At 51.3% G+C, this 21,565-nt stretch carries 18 protein-coding genes; 7 read left to right on the top strand and 11 right to left on the bottom strand.

Annotated features, from left to right (window positions below; translation table 11 throughout):
* A complete protein-coding gene (locus DFER_RS05355; protein ID WP_015810589.1) occupies positions 1-852 on the bottom strand; it encodes a ThuA domain-containing protein in 852 nt (283 codons plus the stop codon).
* 137 nt (positions 853-989) lie between these two features.
* Here DFER_RS05355 and DFER_RS05350 point away from each other — a divergent pair, with 137 nt between their 5' ends.
* Complete coding sequence (locus DFER_RS05350; protein WP_015810588.1) at positions 990-3,107, top strand: Tex family protein; 2,118 nt, start codon at positions 990-992, stop codon at positions 3,105-3,107.
* A gap of 54 nt (positions 3,108-3,161) precedes the next feature.
* On the opposite strand, the gene DFER_RS05345 is transcribed toward DFER_RS05350, so the two are convergent.
* Complete coding sequence (locus DFER_RS05345) at positions 3,162-3,608, bottom strand: SRPBCC domain-containing protein (RefSeq protein ID WP_015810587.1); 447 nt, start codon at positions 3,606-3,608, stop codon at positions 3,162-3,164.
* A 113-nt stretch (positions 3,609-3,721) separates the two neighbouring features.
* Between DFER_RS05345 and DFER_RS05340 the strand changes: the two genes are divergently transcribed.
* A complete protein-coding gene (locus DFER_RS05340) occupies positions 3,722-4,177 on the top strand; it encodes an SRPBCC family protein (RefSeq protein WP_015810586.1) in 456 nt (151 codons plus the stop codon).
* Here the strand turns inward: DFER_RS05340 and DFER_RS05335 are convergent.
* From DFER_RS05335 to DFER_RS05315, 5 genes are all read right to left on the bottom strand, one after another.
* Positions 4,174-5,379 (bottom strand): putative porin, encoded by a 1,206-nt coding sequence (locus tag DFER_RS05335; RefSeq protein WP_229206187.1) that lies wholly within the window; start codon positions 5,377-5,379, stop codon positions 4,174-4,176. The two genes, DFER_RS05340 and DFER_RS05335, sit on opposite strands and share 4 nt — an antisense overlap.
* A 159-nt stretch (positions 5,380-5,538) precedes the next feature.
* Entirely contained in the window at positions 5,539-6,183 is a 645-nt protein-coding gene (locus tag DFER_RS05330; RefSeq protein WP_015810584.1) for an SRPBCC family protein, read from the bottom strand.
* Positions 6,184-6,805: 622 nt separating this feature from the next.
* Positions 6,806-7,459, bottom strand: coding sequence for an NAD(P)-dependent oxidoreductase (locus DFER_RS05325; protein ID WP_015810583.1), 654 nt, complete (start codon positions 7,457-7,459; stop codon positions 6,806-6,808).
* A 63-nt stretch (positions 7,460-7,522) separates the two neighbouring features.
* Positions 7,523-7,933: an Rrf2 family transcriptional regulator gene (locus DFER_RS05320; protein ID WP_015810582.1), complete on the bottom strand. Its 411-nt coding sequence runs from the start codon at positions 7,931-7,933 to the stop codon at positions 7,523-7,525.
* Positions 7,934-8,357: 424 nt separating this feature from the next.
* The gene (locus tag DFER_RS05315; protein ID WP_015810581.1) at positions 8,358-10,565 is read right to left on the bottom strand and encodes a T9SS type B sorting domain-containing protein; all 2,208 of its coding nucleotides are present in this window, start codon (positions 10,563-10,565) and stop codon (positions 8,358-8,360) included.
* Positions 10,566-10,630: 65 nt separating this feature from the next.
* Between DFER_RS05315 and rlmD the strand changes: the two genes are divergently transcribed.
* Entirely contained in the window at positions 10,631-12,028 is a 1,398-nt protein-coding gene (gene rlmD, locus DFER_RS05310; protein ID WP_015810580.1) for a 23S rRNA (uracil(1939)-C(5))-methyltransferase RlmD, read from the top strand.
* Between the two features lie 559 nt (positions 12,029-12,587).
* On the opposite strand, the gene DFER_RS05300 is transcribed toward rlmD, so the two are convergent.
* The 3 genes from DFER_RS05300 to dnaB form a co-directional block, all read right to left on the bottom strand.
* A complete protein-coding gene (locus DFER_RS05300) occupies positions 12,588-13,031 on the bottom strand; it encodes a C10 family peptidase (RefSeq protein ID WP_083769045.1) in 444 nt (147 codons plus the stop codon).
* Positions 13,028-13,885 carry a Spi family protease inhibitor gene (locus DFER_RS05295; protein WP_015810577.1) on the bottom strand — a complete coding sequence of 286 codons (858 nt, stop codon included), beginning with the start codon at positions 13,883-13,885 and terminating at the stop codon, positions 13,028-13,030. The genes DFER_RS05300 and DFER_RS05295 overlap by 4 nt, the downstream gene beginning before the upstream one ends.
* A gap of 144 nt (positions 13,886-14,029) precedes the next feature.
* A complete protein-coding gene (dnaB, locus tag DFER_RS05290) occupies positions 14,030-15,649 on the bottom strand; it encodes a replicative DNA helicase (protein ID WP_015810576.1) in 1,620 nt (539 codons plus the stop codon).
* A 248-nt stretch (positions 15,650-15,897) separates the two neighbouring features.
* Between dnaB and DFER_RS05285 the strand changes: the two genes are divergently transcribed.
* From DFER_RS05285 to DFER_RS05275, 3 genes are read left to right on the top strand one after another with little or no spacing between them, the layout of a single operon-like run.
* Complete coding sequence (locus tag DFER_RS05285; protein ID WP_015810575.1) at positions 15,898-16,845, top strand: PhoH family protein; 948 nt, start codon at positions 15,898-15,900, stop codon at positions 16,843-16,845.
* On the top strand, positions 16,826-18,103 hold the full coding sequence (locus DFER_RS05280) for a T9SS type A sorting domain-containing protein (protein WP_015810574.1): 1,278 nt from the start codon (positions 16,826-16,828) through the stop codon (positions 18,101-18,103). Before DFER_RS05285 ends, DFER_RS05280 begins: the two co-directional genes overlap by 20 nt.
* A gap of 6 nt (positions 18,104-18,109) precedes the next feature.
* The gene (locus tag DFER_RS05275) at positions 18,110-19,891 is read left to right on the top strand and encodes a ComEC/Rec2 family competence protein (protein WP_015810573.1); all 1,782 of its coding nucleotides are present in this window, start codon (positions 18,110-18,112) and stop codon (positions 19,889-19,891) included.
* A 13-nt stretch (positions 19,892-19,904) separates the two neighbouring features.
* Here DFER_RS05275 and DFER_RS05270 read toward each other — a convergent pair whose 3' ends face one another.
* Positions 19,905-20,990, bottom strand: coding sequence for a DUF922 domain-containing protein (locus tag DFER_RS05270; RefSeq protein ID WP_015810572.1), 1,086 nt, complete (start codon positions 20,988-20,990; stop codon positions 19,905-19,907).
* A 72-nt stretch (positions 20,991-21,062) separates the two neighbouring features.
* On the opposite strand from DFER_RS05270, the gene DFER_RS05265 reads away from it, so the two are divergent.
* A complete protein-coding gene (locus DFER_RS05265; RefSeq protein WP_015810571.1) occupies positions 21,063-21,557 on the top strand; it encodes a deoxycytidylate deaminase in 495 nt (164 codons plus the stop codon).
* Positions 21,558-21,565: the final 8 nt, after the last annotated feature.

Below are 21,565 nucleotides of genomic sequence, written 5' to 3'. Positions count from 1 at the left end.
TTACCGGTGGCCCCGCTTTTTAGTGCCCAGCCACAGGATAGCATTCACAAGAAACCTGTTTTGCACATCGTTATCGAATGTCAAAGAAAGCTCCTTGTTGGTCTTGTTTTCATAGTCAATGTCATTGTGCCCCATATTGATATAAAGCATCTTGTACTTCTTATTGGTCCACGCCACGGGATAATAGCCGCTGTGCCAGATCTCGTGCTGCTTCGGCCCGGTGCCCAGCGGGAAGCTGGATGAATCAATGGATAAAAGTATCTGAATATCAGGATTTTTGGAGAGGTCTTTCTCCCAGCGGTACCATTCATTGGCCGATGCTTTAAAAGTGTTTCCTAAGCCCCTGGTGGCCGGGCTTGTCGAATCTTCCACCTTCAAAATGGCCGAAGTCGGGCGCCAGGTGTTGCTTTGGTATTGCCCCGAGCCGAGGAAATGCTCGTGGTACCAATCCCAGTTCTGCGGGTATGCCGAGGGTGTCAATGCGAATGCAGCGAAATGGAAGCCGATCCACCCGCCACCATTTTCCATATATTGCCGAAATGCAGCACGTTGGCCGGGTGTCTCCGGCCTTGTATCCAGGAAGAGCACGACCTGGTATTTGGAAAGGAATGCCGCATTCAGATTGTCCCAATTGGAAGTAGAATCATAAGTAAAACCATTTTGCGCGCCCAGTTCGGGCAATCGCCGGTTTGCCTCATGCACAAAACTGACGTGTGCCCGATCGTTCTTGCCCGTGAAAAAGGCGATTACATTGATTTTGGGATTGTTTTGGGCGAAAGAAGAGTGCGAACCGAGCAGGACGCACAGCACAAAGAATGCGATCGCCAGCGGTTTTCCGGAAAGGTATTTCATGTCAGTAAGGGTTAGGGAAGCGCATTAAATCCAGCCAAATATAATCGGTTAAGTGCGTTGGTCGTTCGTCCGGTAATTTTAGTTTTGAAAACCGTGAATATCCGCTTTATTTGCCGGTTCCAATTTCATTAGTAAGCATGAACTACACCCTAATTGCACAACAGGCCGGCGTGAGCGACAAGCAAGCGCGGAATACCATTGCGCTGTTCGAAGAAGGCGCCACGGTGCCGTTTATCGCCCGGTATCGGAAGGAAGCGACCGGCGGGCTCGACGAGGTACAGATCGGCAACGTCCGGGACGCCTGGCAGAAGCAGCAGGAAGTCGAGAAACGGCGTGAGGCTATTTTGAAGAGTATCGGGGAGCAGGGGAAACTCACTCCCGATCTGAAAAAGAAGATTGAAGCCGTTTTTTCACTGACTGAGCTCGAAGACCTTTACTTGCCCTATAAACAGAAAAGAAAGACCCGCGCAACCATTGCCATTGAAAAGGGTCTGGAACCGCTTGCAAAGCTGATTTTTGAAGGAAAAGAGCGCGATCCGGAAGGCAAGGCAGCATCGTTCCTGAATGATCAGGTGGCCAATGCGGCCGATGCATTGCAGGGCGCGAGGGATATTATCGCCGAATGGATCAACGAGAATCAGGAAGCGCGGACGAAGATCCGGTATACTTTTCAGAAGGGGGCGGTCATCACGTCGAAAGTCAAAAAGAAAAAAGAGGAGGAAGGGGCCAAATACCGCGATTATTTCGAGTTTTCGGAGCCTTTGGCCAAAATACCTTCCCACAGGCTGCTGGCATTGCGCCGGGGCGAGGAAGAGGGAATCCTGAGCGTGGATATTTCGCCGGACGAGGACTCGGCGCTCGAAGCGCTGGACCGGCTATTTATGTTTGGGACGGAGGCCTGTAAAGACCAGCTCGAACTCGCGATTGGCGATAGTTACAAGCGGTTGCTGAAACCGTCCATTGAAACGGAGTTTGCCAATTTGTCCAAGGAAAAAGCCGACGTGGCCGCGATCCAGGTCTTCTCGGAAAACCTGCGGCAGCTGCTGCTCGCATCGCCATTAGGCCAGAAAACCGTGCTGGCGATCGACCCGGGCTACCGCACGGGCTGCAAAGTAGTGGTGCTCGATGGCCAAGGCAACCTCATGGCCGACCACGTCATTTATCCTTTCGACAAGCCGGCTGATGCCGCCGCACGTATCAGCGAGCTCATCCGTAAGCACAAGGTGGAGGCCATCGCCGTCGGTAATGGAACGGCTGGGCGCGAGACGGAGGATTTTGTAAAGAAGCTGCTCGACGGTTCGGAAAAATCTTCGGAAATCGGGCTTTTCATGGTGAGCGAGCAGGGCGCGTCCATCTACTCGGCGTCGGAAGTGGCGCGGGAGGAATTCCCCGATAAGGATGTTACCGTTCGCGGCTCTGTGTCGATCGGGCGCAGGCTTATGGACCCGCTTGCGGAGCTCGTGAAGATCGATCCGAAATCCATTGGTGTAGGCCAGTACCAGCACGATGTTGATCAGAATTCATTGCGAAATGCTTTGGATATAGTCGTAGAAAGCTGCGTGAATTCCGTAGGCGTAAATCTCAACACGTCGAGCAAGCATTTGCTGCGCTATGTTTCGGGCCTTGGGCCCGCTTTGGCGCAGAATATCGTGGATTTTCGGGCTAAAAACGGAAATTTCAAATCACGCCAGCAATTATTGAAAGTGCCGCGCCTCGGGGCCAAGGCTTTCGAGCAGGCCGCAGGCTTCCTGCGTATTGAAAATGGAGCTAATCCATTGGATAACAGCGCAGTACACCCGGAGCGATATGCCCTCGTAGAGCAAATGGCGAAGGATGCAGGCAGTACTGTGAAGGATCTGATGCAGAAAGCCGAGCTGAGGCGGCAGGTCAGGATCGAAAAGTATGTTTCGGAGTCGGTGGGGTTGCCTACGTTAAAGGACATCCTGGCCGAGTTGGAAAAACCGTCGCGTGACCCGCGCGCGGAAATCAAGAAGTTTGAGTTCGACAGTTCCGTCCGGAAGCCCGAGGACCTGAAAGTCGGAATGGTGCTCCCGGGCATCGTCACCAACATCACAGCCTTCGGCGCGTTTGTCGATGTGGGCGTGAAGCAGGACGGCCTGGTGCACGTGTCACAAATGGCCGAGAAGTTTGTGAAAGATCCGAACGAAGTCGTGAAGTTGCAGCAGCACGTGACCGTGAAAGTCACCGAGGTAGACCTCGCCAGGAAGCGGATCGCATTGTCGATGAAACTTTGAAAAATACAAAACCCGCCGGCTCGCTGCCGACGGGTTTTGCATATCTCCGGGCGGTCAAAGCACGTGCAGCCGTTCTTCCTCCACAACCCTTTTCAGATCGTGCAGCACTTTCATCCAGTTCCCTTCGGCCTTCACCACGGCCTCGTCGTCGTCCAGGTTATCCTGGGTTACTACCAGCGTCGTGTTGTCGTGATATTCCGACAAATGGAAGGTTACATGAGTATAATTATCCTCAAAATCCTCGGTACCGGATAGCGGGCTCCAGAACGAATAGCTGAGTTCGCGCTCGGGCGTAATCCGCAGGATTTCCCCCTTATCGACATAATGCTGGCCCTGCCAGACACCTTCGAAGGTAATAGGGCTGCCAATTTCGAAGTCGGAACGCATTTCGGTGCCGTGAAAATACTTTTTGACGAGTTCGGGATCTACCAATGCCTTCCACACCGCAGAAGGGCTTGCATGGATAGAAATGGTTGTGGTTGCAAGCTGTTTTCTGTTCATGTCCTTGGGAGTTAAGTACTGTTTTGAATGTGAGAAAACTGTGCCAGAAAGTTTCGGCCCGGATTTTTAATCCGGATCATTCATTTAACGTATATTAAGGTAAACAAGTTGACATGCGCGAGCTGTATTTCAAGCAATGGTTCCCGATCAGCCTCGACGAGGCCTGGGACTTTTTTTCCAACCCCTCGAATCTCAAAGACATCACGCCGCCTCACATGGGTTTTGTGGTGACCTCATCGGCGCACGGCGACCGCATGTACGCCGGCCAGATCATCCGCTACATCGTTAAGCCCCTCATGGGTATTCCGCTCAAATGGTGTACGGAAATCACGCATGTGGTTGATAAACAGTATTTTGTGGATGAACAGCGCTTTGGTCCCTATGCATTCTGGCACCACCAGCACCGGTTCACAGAGCAAAACGGCGGCGTGCTGATGGAAGATATCCTGCATTATAAAGTGCCTTTCGGCGTGTTGGGAAATCTGGTAGACCGGATGATCGTGAACCGGGAAGTGAATGCGATTTTTGTCTACCGGAAAAAGGTATTGTCCGAAAGATTCGGCTCCTAGAAGTTGTATTGGACGCGCGCAGTGAATACGTCGTCGGAAACGTCGCTTTCGTAACCGGCAAGCGACGACTTTTCATTACGCACAAACTCGTAGTAAAAAACGAATTTCAGCGACTCGTTGGCCATGTATACATAGCCCATTCCCAGCGTGTTATATTTCAGATCAGCCTTTCCGAACCCATTGTCTGCCGAAATTTCCCGGCCCGAAACCTTGGTGTTGGGATCATACCAGTCGTATTTCATGATGAACTGATGGTCCAGGCTGCCGAGGTGCTGGAGATAATAGAAATAGGCACCATCGAAGCTGCGGGTGTAGAGCGGATCTTTCACGCCGTTGGTGGTCGGGTACGTGCCGGGCGTTTCGCTCGTGCCGAACGTCGCCGTTTGTTGTCCTTTAATGTATTCCGCACGGAACTCCGTTTCGCCCTTCCGGTTCGGGAAAGCGAGCTGGAAATCGGCACCGGCATAGTTGCGAGGCCTTACTTTGTGCAGGTTAGAAGCCGACGAGTCCCGCACGACCTGGTATTCGCTGCCCAGTCTTTCGGTTTTATATAATATGTTGCCCTGGCTCACAATGCCGCCCGCGTAGCCCGACATGGCCGCGGAGAGCGTGGCATTACCCAGCGCGCGGATCTTGGTCGGTTTCATACTCAGGCGGCTGACCACGTCCTTGTGGCTGTCGTAATCCATCGGTCCGGACATTCCCTGTCCGTTAAACACCCCGATGTCGAATTTGAGCTTCTGGTGCCACAGGTCCGATTTGCGGCTGGCTACGGTAAGCATCGCACCAATGTCGCGCTCGGTTCGCATCAGGATCTGCGACATGCGCCCGCGTTCGGGCGTTTCGCGGTTGGCCGACGACAGGTTCACTTCATGTCCGAATGGCCGAGCGAACATCCCGGTAGTCAATGCAAAAATCTTGAACTTGTTTTCATAAAACCTTCCCCAGAAGTCGCGGATGGCCACGCCGCGTTCGGTGCCGTCAAACTGAAATACGAAATAGGAAGTCGGATCATTGTTTTTGTTCAGGTGGGCATAGTCCACGCGAAGGCGCCCGCGCCGGAGCATGAAGCGGTTATTGGAAAGCCCCGAGAAATTCCCTCCTGCGTATGTTTCTGCGCCCTCTTTGGAAATAACCTGGAACTGCGGCTGAATATAACCGCTGATTCTCACCCGGTTATAACGTTCGTAGATCGATAGCATTCCTTTTCCCATCTGGTTTGTAGTGTCCACAAGGTCCATTAGGAAGCGCTGGGCAAAAAGGTTTGAATGGCTTAAAAGTATAAAAAGTAAAATTAGGCTGGCAACACGGAACGTCATTGGTATATAATTGGTGGCTATGAAATCGGGGTACAAAGAACCTTATTTTCCCTTAATTATTTCAGCCAGATGCGATAGTTTTTCTTCCCAACGCTGCTTCATGGCGGAGCGGTCGCCGGCGCCCGGAAGCTTTTCGTGATGGAAGCTGATCACGCTTTTGCCTGCATTTTTGCTTTTGCTGCCTATTACGCGCACCTGCAATATCGAGCTTTGGCGCCAATGCAGCGGTTGCCATGCGATGCGGAAATGCGAGCCGGGTTGGAGGACGGTGATCGTGCCGGTAATGCCTTCTTTGGTAGTGAATGATTCGGCCGGGCCGATGGTGCCGTTTTCCAGATCGCCGACCCATGCAGCCAGTCCTTCTTCGGACGTCAGCACCTCCCATGCCTTGCTCGAATGGATCGGAAAAGTCCTTGTAACGCCGATTTCATAACCAGATTCGAGCTCCCCCACGCCGCGCAGGCCCCTGGCTTCGCGGTAGCCGAGCGCGATTTTCTGCCGGTACCACACATTGTCCACATGTTCGGCCAGCGCAGCTTGCACCTCCCTCGGAGTCTTTTTATCAGCGCCAAGGTCGTCCAGCCACTGGATCCATTCTTTCCATCCACGGCCTGTTTTGTTCTTTAATGCCGCCGCCGAGAGCCTGGCCAGCTGTTCTTTCGAAGATTTTTTCTCACTTGTTTCCATGTTTTGGGGATTTTAAGAGCACAAAGTTAGCCAAAAAACAACCCCGCAACGCACGCTAAACCGCCAGGAATGCCAGCGTGAGCAAAGCAGGTTGCATGTGAGTTTGTAGGATGCTGAACGGCAGGTGTGAGTTATTTTGTGGTTTAAATAATTGACTGCCAGAAGGATGTAAGCATCTATATATTTAATACTTATAATATTTATAGTATTGATTGTATTATTAGATGCAGTTAATGTATTAAAAGTGTTAACAGGGAAGAACAGCAAATGTTTAATACTAAATATAAGTATCTAAATGAATAATAGTAGTAAAAGTATGTAATGTATATAATGTGATAAAAGCATCAAAAGTAATTAAAGGATAAAAAGTAACATATGAACCATTTGAGTCAAAATTACGGATATGAACGTCACGTTTTAAATGAATAAAATGTATGAAAAGTAAAATAAGCTGTATACTTTTCATGCACTAGAAAAGTATACAGCTTATTTGCACCAACCACTCAGTTCAAATGTAAGGGACTAACTGAAAGTTTGATATTGAAAGAATGTTCAGAAAGCCACGTACATTTGATACGTATCTCACTATTTAATACATTATGAATGTATCAAATGTAATCACCTAATAGGCAGCGGTGAAGCGCTTCTTAATGAAGTATCCTTGCTCTATCTCGTCCACGATCGCGACGGCCGTGTCGCCTACGGACAGGCGGCTGCGCTGGTGTTCATCGAGCACCGGGGTGTCAAGAGCGGTGCGGTATTTGCCGGTACGCTCACCCGGATGTGCGGGAGACATCTCGATAGCCGGACTTAGAAAAGTCCAATCGAGATCTGTTTCGGTTTTGAGGTAATTCAGATAGTCGCGTGCTGCTGTCGCCCCCGCTTTATAAGATTCGGGGAAAGTGGGCGTGTCCACCAGCTGCACGCCGGGCTTGATTTCCAGACTCCCCGCACCGCCCACTGTGAGGAAGCGTTTTACACCTGCCTGCTTCACGCCGGCCTGGATCGCCTTTGCTCCATTCAGGAAGTCGTTGTAGATATTCGGGTTCGTCCAGCCCGAATTGAACGTGCTGATGACCGCATCATGCCCCGCAACGACAGCGGCAACTTCATCGGCATTGGTTACGTCTGCCGCCTGCGCCGTCACCAGGCCGCTGCTGGCGTCGATCTTGTCGATATTACGGGCAATGGCCGTCACCTGGTGGCCGCGTGACACGAGTTCCGTCAAAACATGGCTGCCCACGAATCCCGTAGCGCCGATCAATGCAATTTTCATAAGTGTTGATTTTAAGATTAAATATTACTGAAATAAAAAATGTGACAGTTTTGGTTAAATAAACTACCCGAATTTGGCGCAAAACTCCGCGAGCGATACTTTACCCAGGCTAGCCAGCAAAGTCTGCTCAGCGGCGTCATAAAGACCGTCCAAATGATCGTTGATCTTCCGGCCGACAGGGCAGTCGGGGTTGGGGGAGTTGATACCCTTTCCGAGCAGGTCTTTTTGCCTCACCGCCTCGTACACTTCCGACATAAATATCTGGCCGGCGGGTTTCGCAAGACGGCTGCCGCCAGACTTCCCCTCCTTGCTCGCCACCAACCCGCGCTCACGAAGATTGCCCAGTTCTTTCCGCACCAGCACGGGGTTAATGTTAATGCTCCCCGCCAGATATTCCGACGACGTCCATTCGTCTTCCGAGAAAGCCAGTAAAGTGAGAATGTGTACCGAAATGGCAAAGCGGCCGCTGTTCATACTGTAATGTTTATTATTACAGTATGAAGGTGCAGGAATTTTTTAGAAATGCAAGAAGTGAGGGATTGTTAGCTGATTTGATGCAAGCTTCCGAGTGGGAAATGTTAGATCGAAACATAGGCCTGACAGTAGTTGCCGGATCAAAATACATTTTTAACGTAAAATACTTTTTATATGTTTATTAAGTATAAAAAGTAATGTATGTTTAATATTTAACATATTTCTATACTGTAAAAAATGTAATTAAAGGATTGCGTCGCCATCGAAATCGGCCTTACTAAGTGATTGCAAACAAAAGTATAGTATGCAAAATACATTTAGGTAAAGAAATATGTTTTAAAAGTATTGAATGTTAAATACATATGAAAAATATATATCGCTACAAAAATATTAAATGTGGCAGGATTATAGAATTGATTATCAGCTATTTAAGAATTGTGAGCCCGCCTTTATACGAGCGTTTGGTATACTGGATCACATAATAATAGTAGCCGCCGGATATTTTGTCGGGGCACCAGTCGTTTGGGCGTACTTTGGAATAGTAGACCTGTTTTCCCCAGCGGTTGAAGATCGTGACGTCCTTGAAATAATCCTGGCAGTTGTCGGCCGGGAGTTCCTGGAATACGAAGCAGTCGTTTTTTCCATCTCCGTTGGGCGTGATTACGTTCGGGAATTCGGGGAAAGGGGTGGTGCCGCTGTCTTTTAAAATGACCTTCACGGTGGTCGTGTCGGTGGCCGCGGCGCAGCTCTTGTCCTGCGTGATGAAGTCGACCAGGAAGGCCTGCTCGGGCTGGCCGTCGAGCAATATGCATTCGGGGTTCCAGGCATACGGCGAAGTGATGGAATTGACGCCCGATTTGGCCTCGAAAATCATTCCGGCATTCTTCATGTCGAAGCCGCGGCCTGCGGCCGTCAGAACGATCGTATTGGTGTCGGGATCGGTCGCCAGCACATCGAACGTGATTCCCTGCGGACTGCCAATCTGATAAGTGATCTCCTGGATCGGCAGAGAGGTGCGCACGGCAGGGGGGCGATTCGGCGATTCGTCGACGATAAAATACACGGGCTTCGAAACCGGCATCGGGTTGCCTTCGCACCGCATGTCCTCCACCTTGAAATCGACGGCGAGCGTGTCCCCCTGTTTGGCATTGCAGGGCGGCACCCAGGTGAATTTCTGCTGTACGCTGGCCTGGCCGCTCACGGGTTTGAACTCCATTCCCATATCGGTCATATTGAAATCCTGGCCGCGGCCCGAAAGCGCGAGCTTGTCTTTGTCGGGGTCCTTGCCGAATACATCGAACGTCACAGGCACGCCCGCCTTCACGTGCACGTAGTCGCCCCCGAGCGACGTTGACACGCTCGGAGCATTGTTGCTGCTGTTTTCGCGGCGAATGTAGATGTTGAGGGTGTCGGTAAGCGGAAAGGGGCAGCTGCCGTCCTGCGCCACCAGCCTGATACGGATCGGGCGGTTGTCGTAGGTGACGAAGCAGTCTTCCAGGCAGACCTGGAATTTCAGCGTGTCGTTGGGGACTTTCGTGGTAAACTGGGCCGGAAGCACGGTAAAGTAGTTCTTGGAGTTGTTGACCGTCGCGCCCTCAACGCTTACGATCTGGTTTACCGTCGGGTCGGTCACCATTACTTCGAAGCAATTGGGATCATCTTTTTTGACGGTAATTATTTCATTTTCCGTGTAATAAGTGTTCTTCCCTTTTGGTTTGAATAACAGTTTGGGCGGGTCCATTTTGGGGCAGTCGACGACTTTGAGCTGGAAATCCCGCGTGAGCGTACCGATTTTCTGGCCATTGCGGTATTCATCCACCTGCACGGCAAACACGTACAATCCGATAGACCCGGCGGTGACGGACAGCATGCCATTGGTGCGGTTCACCTTCAATGGCGCGGGGCCGGGGATCATGTTATCGACCGTAATGCCGTTGACCCAAGTCAGGCGCGGGTAGTTTGATGAGCCGCGGGCAGGTGCGCTGGGGTTGGATTTGTCGGCATAGCCCTGCATGGGCGTGATCAGCGAATATACCAGGCTGTCGCCATCGGCATCGGTGCCGCCAAAATCGAACAAGAATGGCGAATTCACACACGCATAATCTCCTTTGATTTCAGGAAAAACGGGGGAGGAGTTTTTGAAATTTGCATTGTTTTTGAAAAGCGGCGGGAATTCGAGGTAAAACAAACTGCCTGCGTCGCCGGGCGCCTGTATGTTCGTGATCGTCCCGTTCCGGCAGCACCGGTCCCACACCATGTAATAGCCCTGCGGATCGCTGAATTCGGTCGGTGTGAGGTGCACGGTGGCGCTATATGTGATCTGGTAAGTTTGCAGTGTTGAGATTCCGCAGAGCGGGTTTGCGTAGTTGACCGATTTTCGTTCTATTTTTGGGGCTTCAAGATACCCTACGGCCTGGTTGTCGCGCTTTCTGAAGACATAAATCGTAACAAACGGATCTTCCGCGCCGGGATTGCCATTCAGGGCGTCGAAGTACATCGTAAGGCCCATGTTATAGTTGTAATAGCTGTCCTGGTTGTGCGTGATGAAGAGCTGTCCGCCGACGATGTGCGTCGCACGGGCTTCGCAAATGGCAAACAGCATCAGAATGAATAAGATGAACCGTTTTTTCATGGAATGATGCGGCAGTAAAATTGATCCGATAGGATATTGGGATTTAGTAATTAAAACAGGAAATAATGTCTAAGAGTAACAAGTACGAGTACGTTGAAATTACCGATTTTGCGGCAGAAGGCAAATGTATATTTAAATCGGAAGACGGCGTAATCTTTGTAGAAGGAAATGTGGCTCCCGGTGACATCGTCGATCTTCAGGTGGTCCGCACGAAGAAGAAATTGAAGGAAGCGATCGTCACCAAAATCCATTCGCAATCCCCGCTACGTACGGAACCCTATTGCGAACATTTCGGGTTTTGCGGGGGCTGTAAGTGGCAGCATATCGGCTACGACCACCAGCTCAGGTTCAAAAGGCAGCAGGTTGTGGATCATTTTGAAAGGATAGGAAAGATCAGGAATGTTGAGATCAACGAGATTCTCGCTGCCCCTAAGACTGAATATTACCGCAATAAGTTGGAATTCACTTTCTCGAACTGGCGCTGGCTGACCAAGGAGCAGCTCGATTCGGGACAGCCTTTTGCTAAAACCGCGCTGGGATTCCACGTGCCAAAACGTTTTGACAAAATCTTCACCGTAGACCACTGCCACCTGCAACCCGACCCGTCGAATGCGATCCGCAATTCGCTGCACCGTTTCTCGGAGGAAAAGGGCTATCCTTATTATGATGTCCGTTTCAATGTGGGTGTTATGCGCAATGTGATCATCCGCACAGCCAACTCCGGCGACGTGATGGTGATCGTGCAATTCGGCGAGCAGAACGACGATATTATTGCAGAAGTGATGGCGTTCCTGCATGAGAACCACCCGGAAATCACCTCGCTGAATTACATCGTGAACTTAAAGGGGAATGATTCCTACCAGGATCAGGAAGTGATCCATTACGCGGGAGATAAGGTGATCCGTGAGACAATGGAGGACCTGACGTTCCTGGTCGGGCCGAAATCGTTTTACCAAACGAACTCCGAGCAGGCCTACAAACTGTTCAGCGTCGCCCGCGACTACGCACAGCTGACGGGCAACGAATCGGTTTACGATCTTTACACGGGAACGGGCACAATTGCCAACTTCGTCGCGCGCAGCGCCAAAAAAGTGGTAGGCGTGGAATATGTGGAAGCAGCGGTCCAGGACGCCCGCATTAACTCCCAACTGAACGGCATTACCAACACTGCATTCTTTGCCGGCGACATGCGCGCGATTATGAACGAGAGCTTCCTGCACACGCATGGCCGCCCCGACGTGATCATCACCGACCCGCCGCGCGCGGGCATGGACGTGCCCGTGATCGAAACGATCCTCAAAGCCGCCCCCGACCGCGTCGTGTACGTTAGCTGCAATACGGCTACCCAGGCACGGGATCTGGCGCTAATGTCGGAAGACTACGAAGTCACCCGCGTGCAACCGGTAGATATGTTCCCGAACACGCACCATGTGGAGAACGTGGCGTTGCTGGTTAGGAAATAGGTTTTGGACAGGGATGTTCATTTGCAGATCGCTATACGCAATAAATGAACATCCCTTACCGGACGTTTCTTAGTAATTGTTAGTGCACATTACTTGTTCAAATTTAGATATTTGTAGTAAGTCCATATTGAATCGGCGGCGGGATTATACTCGCCGTCCATTACCTCACTGGTTACAATTCTGGGCTTGTTTATGTCGACGTCTTCAAGCGTTAGCCGGAGGCATTTTCTATTATGTACCGAGTCTCGTCCCTGGTAAATCCTATGAGGAGATTCTTCTTCCCCGGTTCCAGGCATCATCTTCCTGGTAATCTTAAAAATGACCGCACTGATTTTGCCGTTGTCTTCCACCATTATCGTATCAAACCCTTTGAATATGATTCGCCGGGTGTGTGTGCTGTCGTAGTAGAAGTTTCTGTCAGACTTTCGATGGTAAGTCCGATCCGCCTCGTAGGTGGATCGGTTAGTCATTGACGATATTTGCGGGCCATACTTGTATTCACAACCGCATAATAGTGCGGTGAAAATCAGCCATGTTGTACAGTTTTTGTTATTCATAATTATTTCCGCATGCCGTAAGTTACATTCAGCGCCGTATCATAATTTTGGTTGCCACCCATGAAATTTCCGCCGGCATACCACCCGTCTGAACTTCCTTCCCAGCCCCAATTGAGGTAGTACAAGTTGTAAGTCCAGGCCATGCAAGTTGCCGCCCCGTTTAATTCAACCACTCCGTGCAGAATCGTTTCCTGTATACCGGCAATCACCCAAATGTGCCAATTGTTAAATCCAAGAAACTGGTTCGTACCGTCCATGATAACGGGGTGACCACTCATAAGTTCTGACCTAACTTCATTCAATACATTGTTGAACGCCGACCTTTTTCCCGAATTGGAATAGCCGGCTGCCTGGAATGCCAACTTAATGTTCTCACGCAAAGTGAATGTGTTGCACCCGAGCAGGTTGTAATTGGAGCCGGCGAACATTCCAGCCACGCGTATCATGTTCGCAATCTGCTGATCGGCAAGATTCGCTGATGAACAGTTAGTCGTAAAATCTTATCGTTTAAGGGGAAATTGTAATTCGTAACCGGCCCCGGTGCAATTGAATATGTCGCGGGCTTTTGATTGCACGAGGCATTCCAAACCTGGGCGATAGCAACTGCGCCACAACCTGCATTTGCCGTAGGGCAACCATCGCAACTTTTGGATGGACAGTACATGCTGTACGCCTTTTTTGACATCCATTGCGACGTGATGAGCAGCCCGCTACTGTAATACGTATCCGCCGGGCAGTTAGTAGGGTCAATGGGTGGTTCACTATTCCTTTTTCCCCATGTCAACGCATTTCCGTCTTCCAGCTTCCGCCACATTAATTCGATACCCTTGCCGGGCTCGTTGACGTGCTTTTTACCCTCCGCCACTTCAACCTTTACATGCTCGATCCAGATGCGGGGCCCGGGATTCTCGCCGTCCGGTTCGAATGTGCCGCTGTCGCCTTTTGCCAGAATCGGGATGACACGTCTATCACCTGCAATGATCACAAAACCTGCATCAGGACTTGTATCCGACTCAAAATGAATGATGTGCATTAAGGGACTGCCCTCGTCGTCGTTCAAAGTACGAACGTTTTTGATTCGTTTGGAGGCACCGGCATTTGCAGCAGAAGTTCTGGAAGTAGCATTCGTGGCTTCCGAAAGTCCGGCAAGAACAAGTCTTTCCGCATCTTTGGCGGTAATAACCATTGAAACGGATTGCGGACTTTCTCCGGGAGAAGGAGTAGGCCTGTCATGCTGGCATTGAAGCAGCGGGAAAGTTACCAGTAGTGCAACCAGTAGTTGGCTGATAAAGTTTTTCATTTGGATAGTCGATTTAATTGGATGACTATCCAAATGAATATATATAGGCAGGGGAGAACCTAATGGGATGATCAGGCGGCAACCGATGAATTCCCGAACGGTTTACTTGTTCCCAGCCAGATCAAAATGTTAATGCCGTGCAGATCAGAACGGCGGTTCCGAGTCAGGGCCTTTGTAATCGAAATTACTCAGGTCATTCGCGCGGCTGCGGAGCGTTCCGCCCATCGGCGGGGCTGTCGGTTTGGCCTGGTTTTCGAATGATGATATTGGATTCGAGGTTTGGATCGGGCGGTCGATAGAGAATGGCGCTGGCGTGAAGCCGGAATCGAGGTCGGCGAACTTCGTGTATTTACCAATAAAGCGCAGCTGAATGGTATCCAGCGAACCTGCACGGTTTTTAGCCAAAATCACTTCACCCACACCGGCTACCGAATTACCTGCTTCGTCCTCTGTAATGCCGTAATATTCAGGACGATACAAGAAGATTACCATATCCGCATCCTGCTCGATCGACCCGGATTCCCTCAAATCGGAGAGCTGCGGGCGCTTTTCGCCTCCGCGCGTTTCCACGGCCCGGCTGAGCTGAGAAAGGGCGATTACCGGCACATCGAGCTCTTTTGCAAGGTTTTTCAACGACCGGGAGATCATCGCAATTTCCTGCTCGCGGTTACCCGGGCTCTTGCCGCCTGTGTCGCCCGTCATAAGCTGCAGGTAGTCGATTACGATCATCTGAATGTCATGCTGGGCTTTCAAACGGCGGCATTTCGCGCGCAGTTCGAGCACGGAGAGGGCAGGGGTGTCGTCAATGTAAATGGGTGCATTGGTGAGACGGTGAATGCGGTGGTGCAGCTGCTCCCATTCGTGCGGGGCAAGGCTTCCTTTACGGATTTTCTCACTATCGATCTCAGCCTCAGCGGAAATCAAACGATTTACCAGCTGTACCGACGACATCTCCAAAGAAAAGATAGCCACCGGAATGTTAAAGTCCACCGCCGCATTCCGCAACGAGGAAACGACGAATGCCGTTTTTCCCATACCCGGACGTGCCGCAAGGATCATCAATTCCGTTTTCTGCCAACCCGAAGTAAGCCTGTCGAGCGCGCTGAAACCGGATGGTACACCGGTGAGGCCGTCTTTGTTGTTCTTTTTCTGGTCGAGCTCGGCCAGCGCCTGGCGCATGAGCGCGCCCATGTCGGCGTAGTTTTTCTTGATATTGGATTCCGAAATTTCGAACAGCGATTGCTCAGTTTTGTCGAGCAGGCGGAACACGTCGGTCGTGTCCTCGTAAGCGTCGCGCTGGATTTCGGAAGCTACTTTAATCAGCTCTCTTTTAATGTAAGCCTGCGAAATGATGCGGGCGTGGAATTCGATGTTGGCGGCGGAGTTGACCTTGCTGGTCAGCTCCATAATGTATGACGCGCCGCCGACGAGTTCGAGCTCGCCGGTGCTCCGCAACTTGGAAGTAACGGTGAGCATATCAATCGGCTCGGAGTCGGCGAAAAGCGTAACGATGGCGCTGTAAATGCGCACGTGCGACTCCTTGTAAAAACTATCCGGACGGAGGATATCCGCCACCGCCGTAAGCGCATCCTTTTCGATCATCAAAGCGCCCAGAACCGCCTCTTCCAGGTCAATCGCCTGTGGTGGTAATTTGCTGAATATCTGATCGTTGGATGGCGTCTTAGGGGGGGATGACCGCTTGGTGCCGTTGCCGGCCTTGGACCCGCCCCTGGGGTAGTTGTTTGGTGCCTTATCGTTTTCCATATTAAGACAAAGTTAATGATTGGACACCTCTGAGAAAAGGACGGCGGGGCTGTTTGAAGCATTAAATTTTTTTCTCCGAAAGCGCCGATTTGTGGCAGTCTGATAATGAAAGACTTGGTCGGAAAACACTTATTTTTTGGCCGCACATTTAGCGGCGCAATTGTTTTTTCGGCAATTATGTTTTACAAATGTTGGTTATTATTACTAAATTTTACAACGATTAAGACAAACATTAAACTCTGATTCATTTGCTGGAAAAAATCATCACGCTCGAAGACGTATCCATGGTAGATTTTCTCGGGATTCATAACTCGAATATCAAGGAAGTCGCCGCAGCTTTCCCCGAAAGTAAAATTATTTCACGCGGAAACGAGATCCGCATCCAGGGGACTGCCCCCGAAATTATCCGAATCACAGATGTAATCGACTCCCTTCTGGCGCATTACCAGAAGTATGGAAAAATAACGAACGACAATGTCAAGGGCTATCTGAACGGCATTGCGAAAATGCCGGTGGCCACCGGTGAGGACGACGACGACGTGATCCTCTACGGCAACAAGGGCCTGGTGGTGAAGGCCAAAACGCCCAACCAGAAGCTGCTCGTGGAGCAGGCCGCCAAATACGACCTCGTGTTCGCGATCGGTCCGGCGGGTACCGGTAAAACCTATACCGCGGTGGCCATTGCGGTGAAGGCATTGAAAAACAAAGAAGTAAGGAAGATTATCATTACCCGCCCGGCGGTGGAAGCTGGTGAAAACCTCGGATTTCTGCCCGGCGATCTGAAAGAGAAGATCGACCCGTACCTGCGCCCGATCTACGACGCGCTCGACGACATGATCGCGCCCGAAAAACTGAAATTGTACCTGGAAAGCCGGGTGATCGAAATCGCCCCGCTGGCCTACATGCGCGGGCGAACGCTGAACAACGCATTCATTCTGCTCGACGAGGCGCAAAACACTACGCCGATGCAGATGAAGATGTTCCTGACGCGTATGGGCCCCAGCTCGAAAGCGATCATCACCGGGGACAAATCGCAGATTGACCTTCCCAAAAACCTCAAATCGGGTCTGATTGACTCGCTGACGGTTTTGAAGGGCATTAAAGGGATCAGCTTCGTGGAACTCGACGGGTCGGATGTTGTAAGGCACCGTTTGGTGAAGGACATTCTTGCTGCCTATGAAAAATCGGAGAAATAGCTTGCTGCTGGCTGGCTTGTTGGCCCTGTCGCTGCTCGGGCAGGCGCAGGAGGTGCCTGTGACGCGCTGTGCGAGCACCGAACGCGATTCGGTGCGTTTGCTGAAAAACCCTGTATTGCGCAACCTGCGCATGCGCTCGGAAGGAGCGATCCAGAACTACCTGCGTGAGCAGAAAGCTGCGCGTACGCACGCGGACGAGATCGTAACCATACCCGTGGTGGTGCATGTAGTGCATAACCGTTCCGACAATGTAATCGGCGGAGCCTCCAACGGGAATATCAGCGAAGCGCAGATCCAGAGCCAGATCGACGTCCTGAATGAGGACTATGGCAACACGTCGGGCTACAAAGGCTTTTATACCGATTCACTGGCGGTGGATACCCGCATTCGTTTCAAACTGGTATCGGTGGTGCGGACCTATAATACGGCTTCGCAGTTCAGCCCGATTACCGACGCGACCAAACTGGCCGAAATTTCGCCTGCGTGGTTTACCAACCGTTACCTCAATATCTGGGTGACGCGCCTGAACGACCGATATCTCGGCACGTCGCAATTCCCCGTCGTTTCCGAACTGACCGACCGCACCCAAGGCCTCGCGACGACAGAGAATGAAGAAAGAGATGCCCTTACAGATGGTGTGATCATTGATTTCCGCTACTTCGGAAGGAACTCAGACGCCATTACGAGCAGGATCTACAACCTCGGCCGCACCACCACTCACGAGGTAGGGCATTGGCTGGGGTTAATCCACATTTGGGGCGACGCGACCTGCGGCACAGATTATTGCGACGATACGCCTGTGGCCAATACGAAAAACGAAACAACCGACATTTCGTGCTCGCCCGTGTATTCGCAATGCCGGGGAAACGCGGTGACGCGCAACATGATCGAAAACTACATGGATTACTCTCCGGACGTTTGTATGAGCGTTTTCACAAACGATCAGAAAGAGCGGATGCATGCAGTGCTTGCACTCAGTCCGCGGCGCGCTAAGATGGTTGAATATTCGAGGATATCGACAGATGGGCTCCTCGTCGATATTTACCCCAACCCGGTCCGCGAAACGTTGACAGCCAACGTTTTCACGCCGGATTTTGAAAATTATACCGTGTCCGTTTATAACCATAAGGGACAACAGATGACGGGCGAGACCGTCAATCGTACTTACCTCAACGTTCGAAACTTTCCAAGCGGCTTGTACTTCTATAAGGTCAAGACTGCTAATCAGACAGTTACCAAACGTTTTGTTGTACGATAACCACACATGCTACCACGCGCTCCGTTTGTCAGCGTAGTCATATTCTTAGCCACCGGCATATTGTTCGGCGACACTTTACGTGCGGCCGTACACGTGCCGGTGGCTTTGTTTTGGGCGGTTTCAGGCCTTCTGGGCATTGGCTGCGGGCTGTTTTATCATTTCAAAAACAGGACTGCGTTCGCCGTGGGCCTGGGCGCTTGGATGGTGCTGTTGGGCGCTGTGTGCCAGATTACAGTCGAGGAAGGGAAGGATGCCAGTATTGCAGCGCTGGATGCTTTGGAATACACATCTTTTACCGCCGAAGTAACGTCACTACCTGAAAAACGCGCCAATTCCATTCGCTTTGAAGTAGATGCACGCTCGTTCCTTTCCGGTGGGCGGTGGATCGGGCAGCCAGTCCGTGCATTGCTTTACCTGCCCGACAGTCTTCGCGAGCTTCCTCAGCCGGGCGATCACATCGTCATTCAAGGCCATTTGCAGCAACCGGAGCCACCCCAAAACCCGGAGCAATTCGATTATGCACGCTATTTGCGAAACAAAGGCATTCTTTTCACTGCGTTTGTGCGGAGTGGCTCTTTTGCGATCGTCTCCAAGCCTGCGAAAAGCGGGCCATTGTACTGGCCGGAAGCCGTCTCCAAATGGGCGGATGAGCAGTTCGGGACGCATATCAATGATCGTGCGGCCTACGGACTGGTAAAGGCCATGCTGCTCGGCCGCCGCGACGATCTGCTGGCGGAGCAAACGAGCGACTATACGATCTCCGGCGCAGTCCACATTCTTTCGGTGTCGGGCATGCATGTGGCCATTATCTTTCTCGCCATCAGCGCCGCATTCGGTTGGTTGCGGAAATGGGAATTCGGGAAATGGGTTTATCTGCTGATCATGGCGGGTCTGCTGGGCTTTTATGCCTTGGTGACGGGCCTGCCGCCCTCCGTGCAGCGGGCCGCATTAATGTGCATGATGCTCGTTATAGCCGAGGTAGCCGGGAGGAGGCATTATCCCATGAATACGCTGGCGTTTTCCGCGCTGGTCATTTTGCTTTGCGATCCTTGCGCATTGTACGACGTCGGTTTTCAGCTGTCTTACCTGGCAATGGCCGGTATTTTCCTGCTTTACGGCCCGATTGAGCGAATCGTGTTTCCGCAAAATCGGGCGCTGCGGTTTGTCTGGCAGGTAACGGCCCTGTCATTAGCCGCGCAAATCGCCACATTTCCGCTCAGTCTCTATTACTTTCACCAATTTCCAACGTACTTCTGGCTCGTCAATCCGCTGGTTGTCGTGTTTACGAATGTGTTGCTGCCTGCTGCATTACTCTTGTTGCTGGTGAGTGCGTGCGGCCTTCCGTGGCTGGCATGGCTGGTAGGAAAGGTGGCAGGATTATCCGCCTGGCTCACCGACTGGGCCGCGTCGATCCCGCGCGCGCTACCGGGACATTTGCTGGAAAACCTGCATCTTGAGATTTTTGAGGTGATACTTTTGTATGCTTTAATTTTCCTGGTTTGGTACACGCTGCATTCGCGTTCGCTATCGTATCTGAAAGCATCGTTTGTAGTGGTCATGCTATTCGCTGCTAGTTCTGTAATGAGCAGTTTGAATACCTACTTAAAACCCGCAGCCTTGACATTTACCATTCCAGGCCATCATGCAACAGCTTTTAAACGCGGGAATGTGCTTTACCTGGTTAGCGACAGGTCGTTTTCGGACGACGCCCGCGCATTTGATTTTAATGTCAGAAACTACGCGGTCAGCATGGAAATTGAGCGCATTATAAATGTAATTGCTCCTTAGCTACAAAAGAGCCTCATTGCACCGAGTAAAGCGCCTCGATCTGCTGCGCTACCTTTTTATCCCAGGCTGCCTGCGCGCCTGCATTCAGGCCGTGGCCGGTTTCGCCGTCGTATTGTTCCTGGTCGCGGTTCATTTCGCGGAATGCTTCCAGAAACTGGTACTGGATTTCGCTGTCATAATCTTCGATGGTCAGTTCAGCCTTGCGAAGCCGGTCCTTGAACTTCTCGACCACCAGCCGGGTAATGTCGAAATGGATCTGTTCATGGCGCAATGTGCCCGCATTGCGCGACTCGGGCCGGCCCCACGACATGCTTTTGACCATGAATGTTTTTAAACCTATTTCAACTACCAGATCATCATCTTTCGGATAGGAACGGCCCTCATAGCCAAAGCTGGTAAATACTGCCGCCGCATACCGGCTTCCCGGTTTGGCACTTCTTACCTTGAAATCATCCCACACCAAAGGCCGTTTGGGAGAGTAGAAAACAGTGTCTTCCGACCCAGCGCTGTGGATTTCCTTAAATGCAAGCACGAGATTACGGGCCAATGCGGGCGTTTTCCCGGAATTAGTGGCCATCCATTTTTGAAAATGGCTCAATGCCTGATCCACCAGTTGCTTGATGAGCTTGTCGTGCGTGAAAGCTGTTTCAGGCCGCGTATAGTTTGCAGCCGTTTGATAACCCGTCAGCTCCACAGGCTGCATATTCCGATACCATCGAAAGCGCACGTGCAGGCGTACCTCGCCCGTCACGCGGTTGGGCCCGACGCGTTTTTCACTTACCGAAAGCTCTTTCACAGTAATGTAGAGCGGCAGGTAGGTCTGTTCTTTTTTCGGCGCAAGGTACGACCAGTAGCTAAACAGCTCGCTTTCTGCCTTTCCCGGCAGCATGGCAGGAATTTCCTTGCCCAATGCAATCACTTTTCCGAGCGCTGCGCCGGGCTGGGCACGCTGGTCTTCGACGCTTTGAATGAAGAATTTGTAGGATTTAAAAAGGCCGGCAGGATCCCTGGTGAGGGTAACAACCGACTTGTCCTGCTGCGCGAACAGCGGGCTCAGGGTAATGCTCAGAAGGAAAATAAGCGCGATGCTTTTGGTCATACTTTTCAAACTGCGTTGAATCCAGCCGTCATTTCCCTAAGTTTGTACCCTGGATTTTGGATTGAACAGAGAATGACATTACCTACAACGAATTTGCGGCCGGAATTTGATGACATTTATATGGACCTGGCAAAAAATCTTGCCAAGCGTTCGCATTGTATAAAAGCGCAGGTGGGGGCGGTGCTAACGAAGGACACGCGGATTATTTCCATCGGCTACAATGGCCCTCCCGCGGGCACGCACAACTGCGACGAAGAATTTCCGGGAGTAGGTTGTCCGCGTGATGCGAAAGGCAGTTGCTCACTCGCGCTGCACGCCGAGCAAAACGCCATTCTTTTCGCCGTCAAAAACGGCTCAAACATCGAAGGATCAACACTTTTTGTTACGCTGGCGCCTTGCATTGCCTGCGCAAGGGTGATTTACACGATGAAAATCAAGAAAGTAATTTTCCTGCATTCCTACGCCGCATACAAAGGCATAGCCGTGGAAGAGGGCGTGGAGTTTTTGAGAAGATTCGGGGTGGAGGTGGAGCAGTATCGGGCGTTGGAAGGGCTGAATAATGATTGAATGATTGA

This window comes from Dyadobacter fermentans DSM 18053 (assembly GCF_000023125.1).
In the GTDB taxonomy this organism is placed as follows: domain Bacteria; phylum Bacteroidota; class Bacteroidia; order Cytophagales; family Spirosomataceae; genus Dyadobacter; species Dyadobacter fermentans.
Note: the sequence above shows the minus strand (reverse complement) of the source record. Positions and strands in the feature narration are given on the sequence as shown.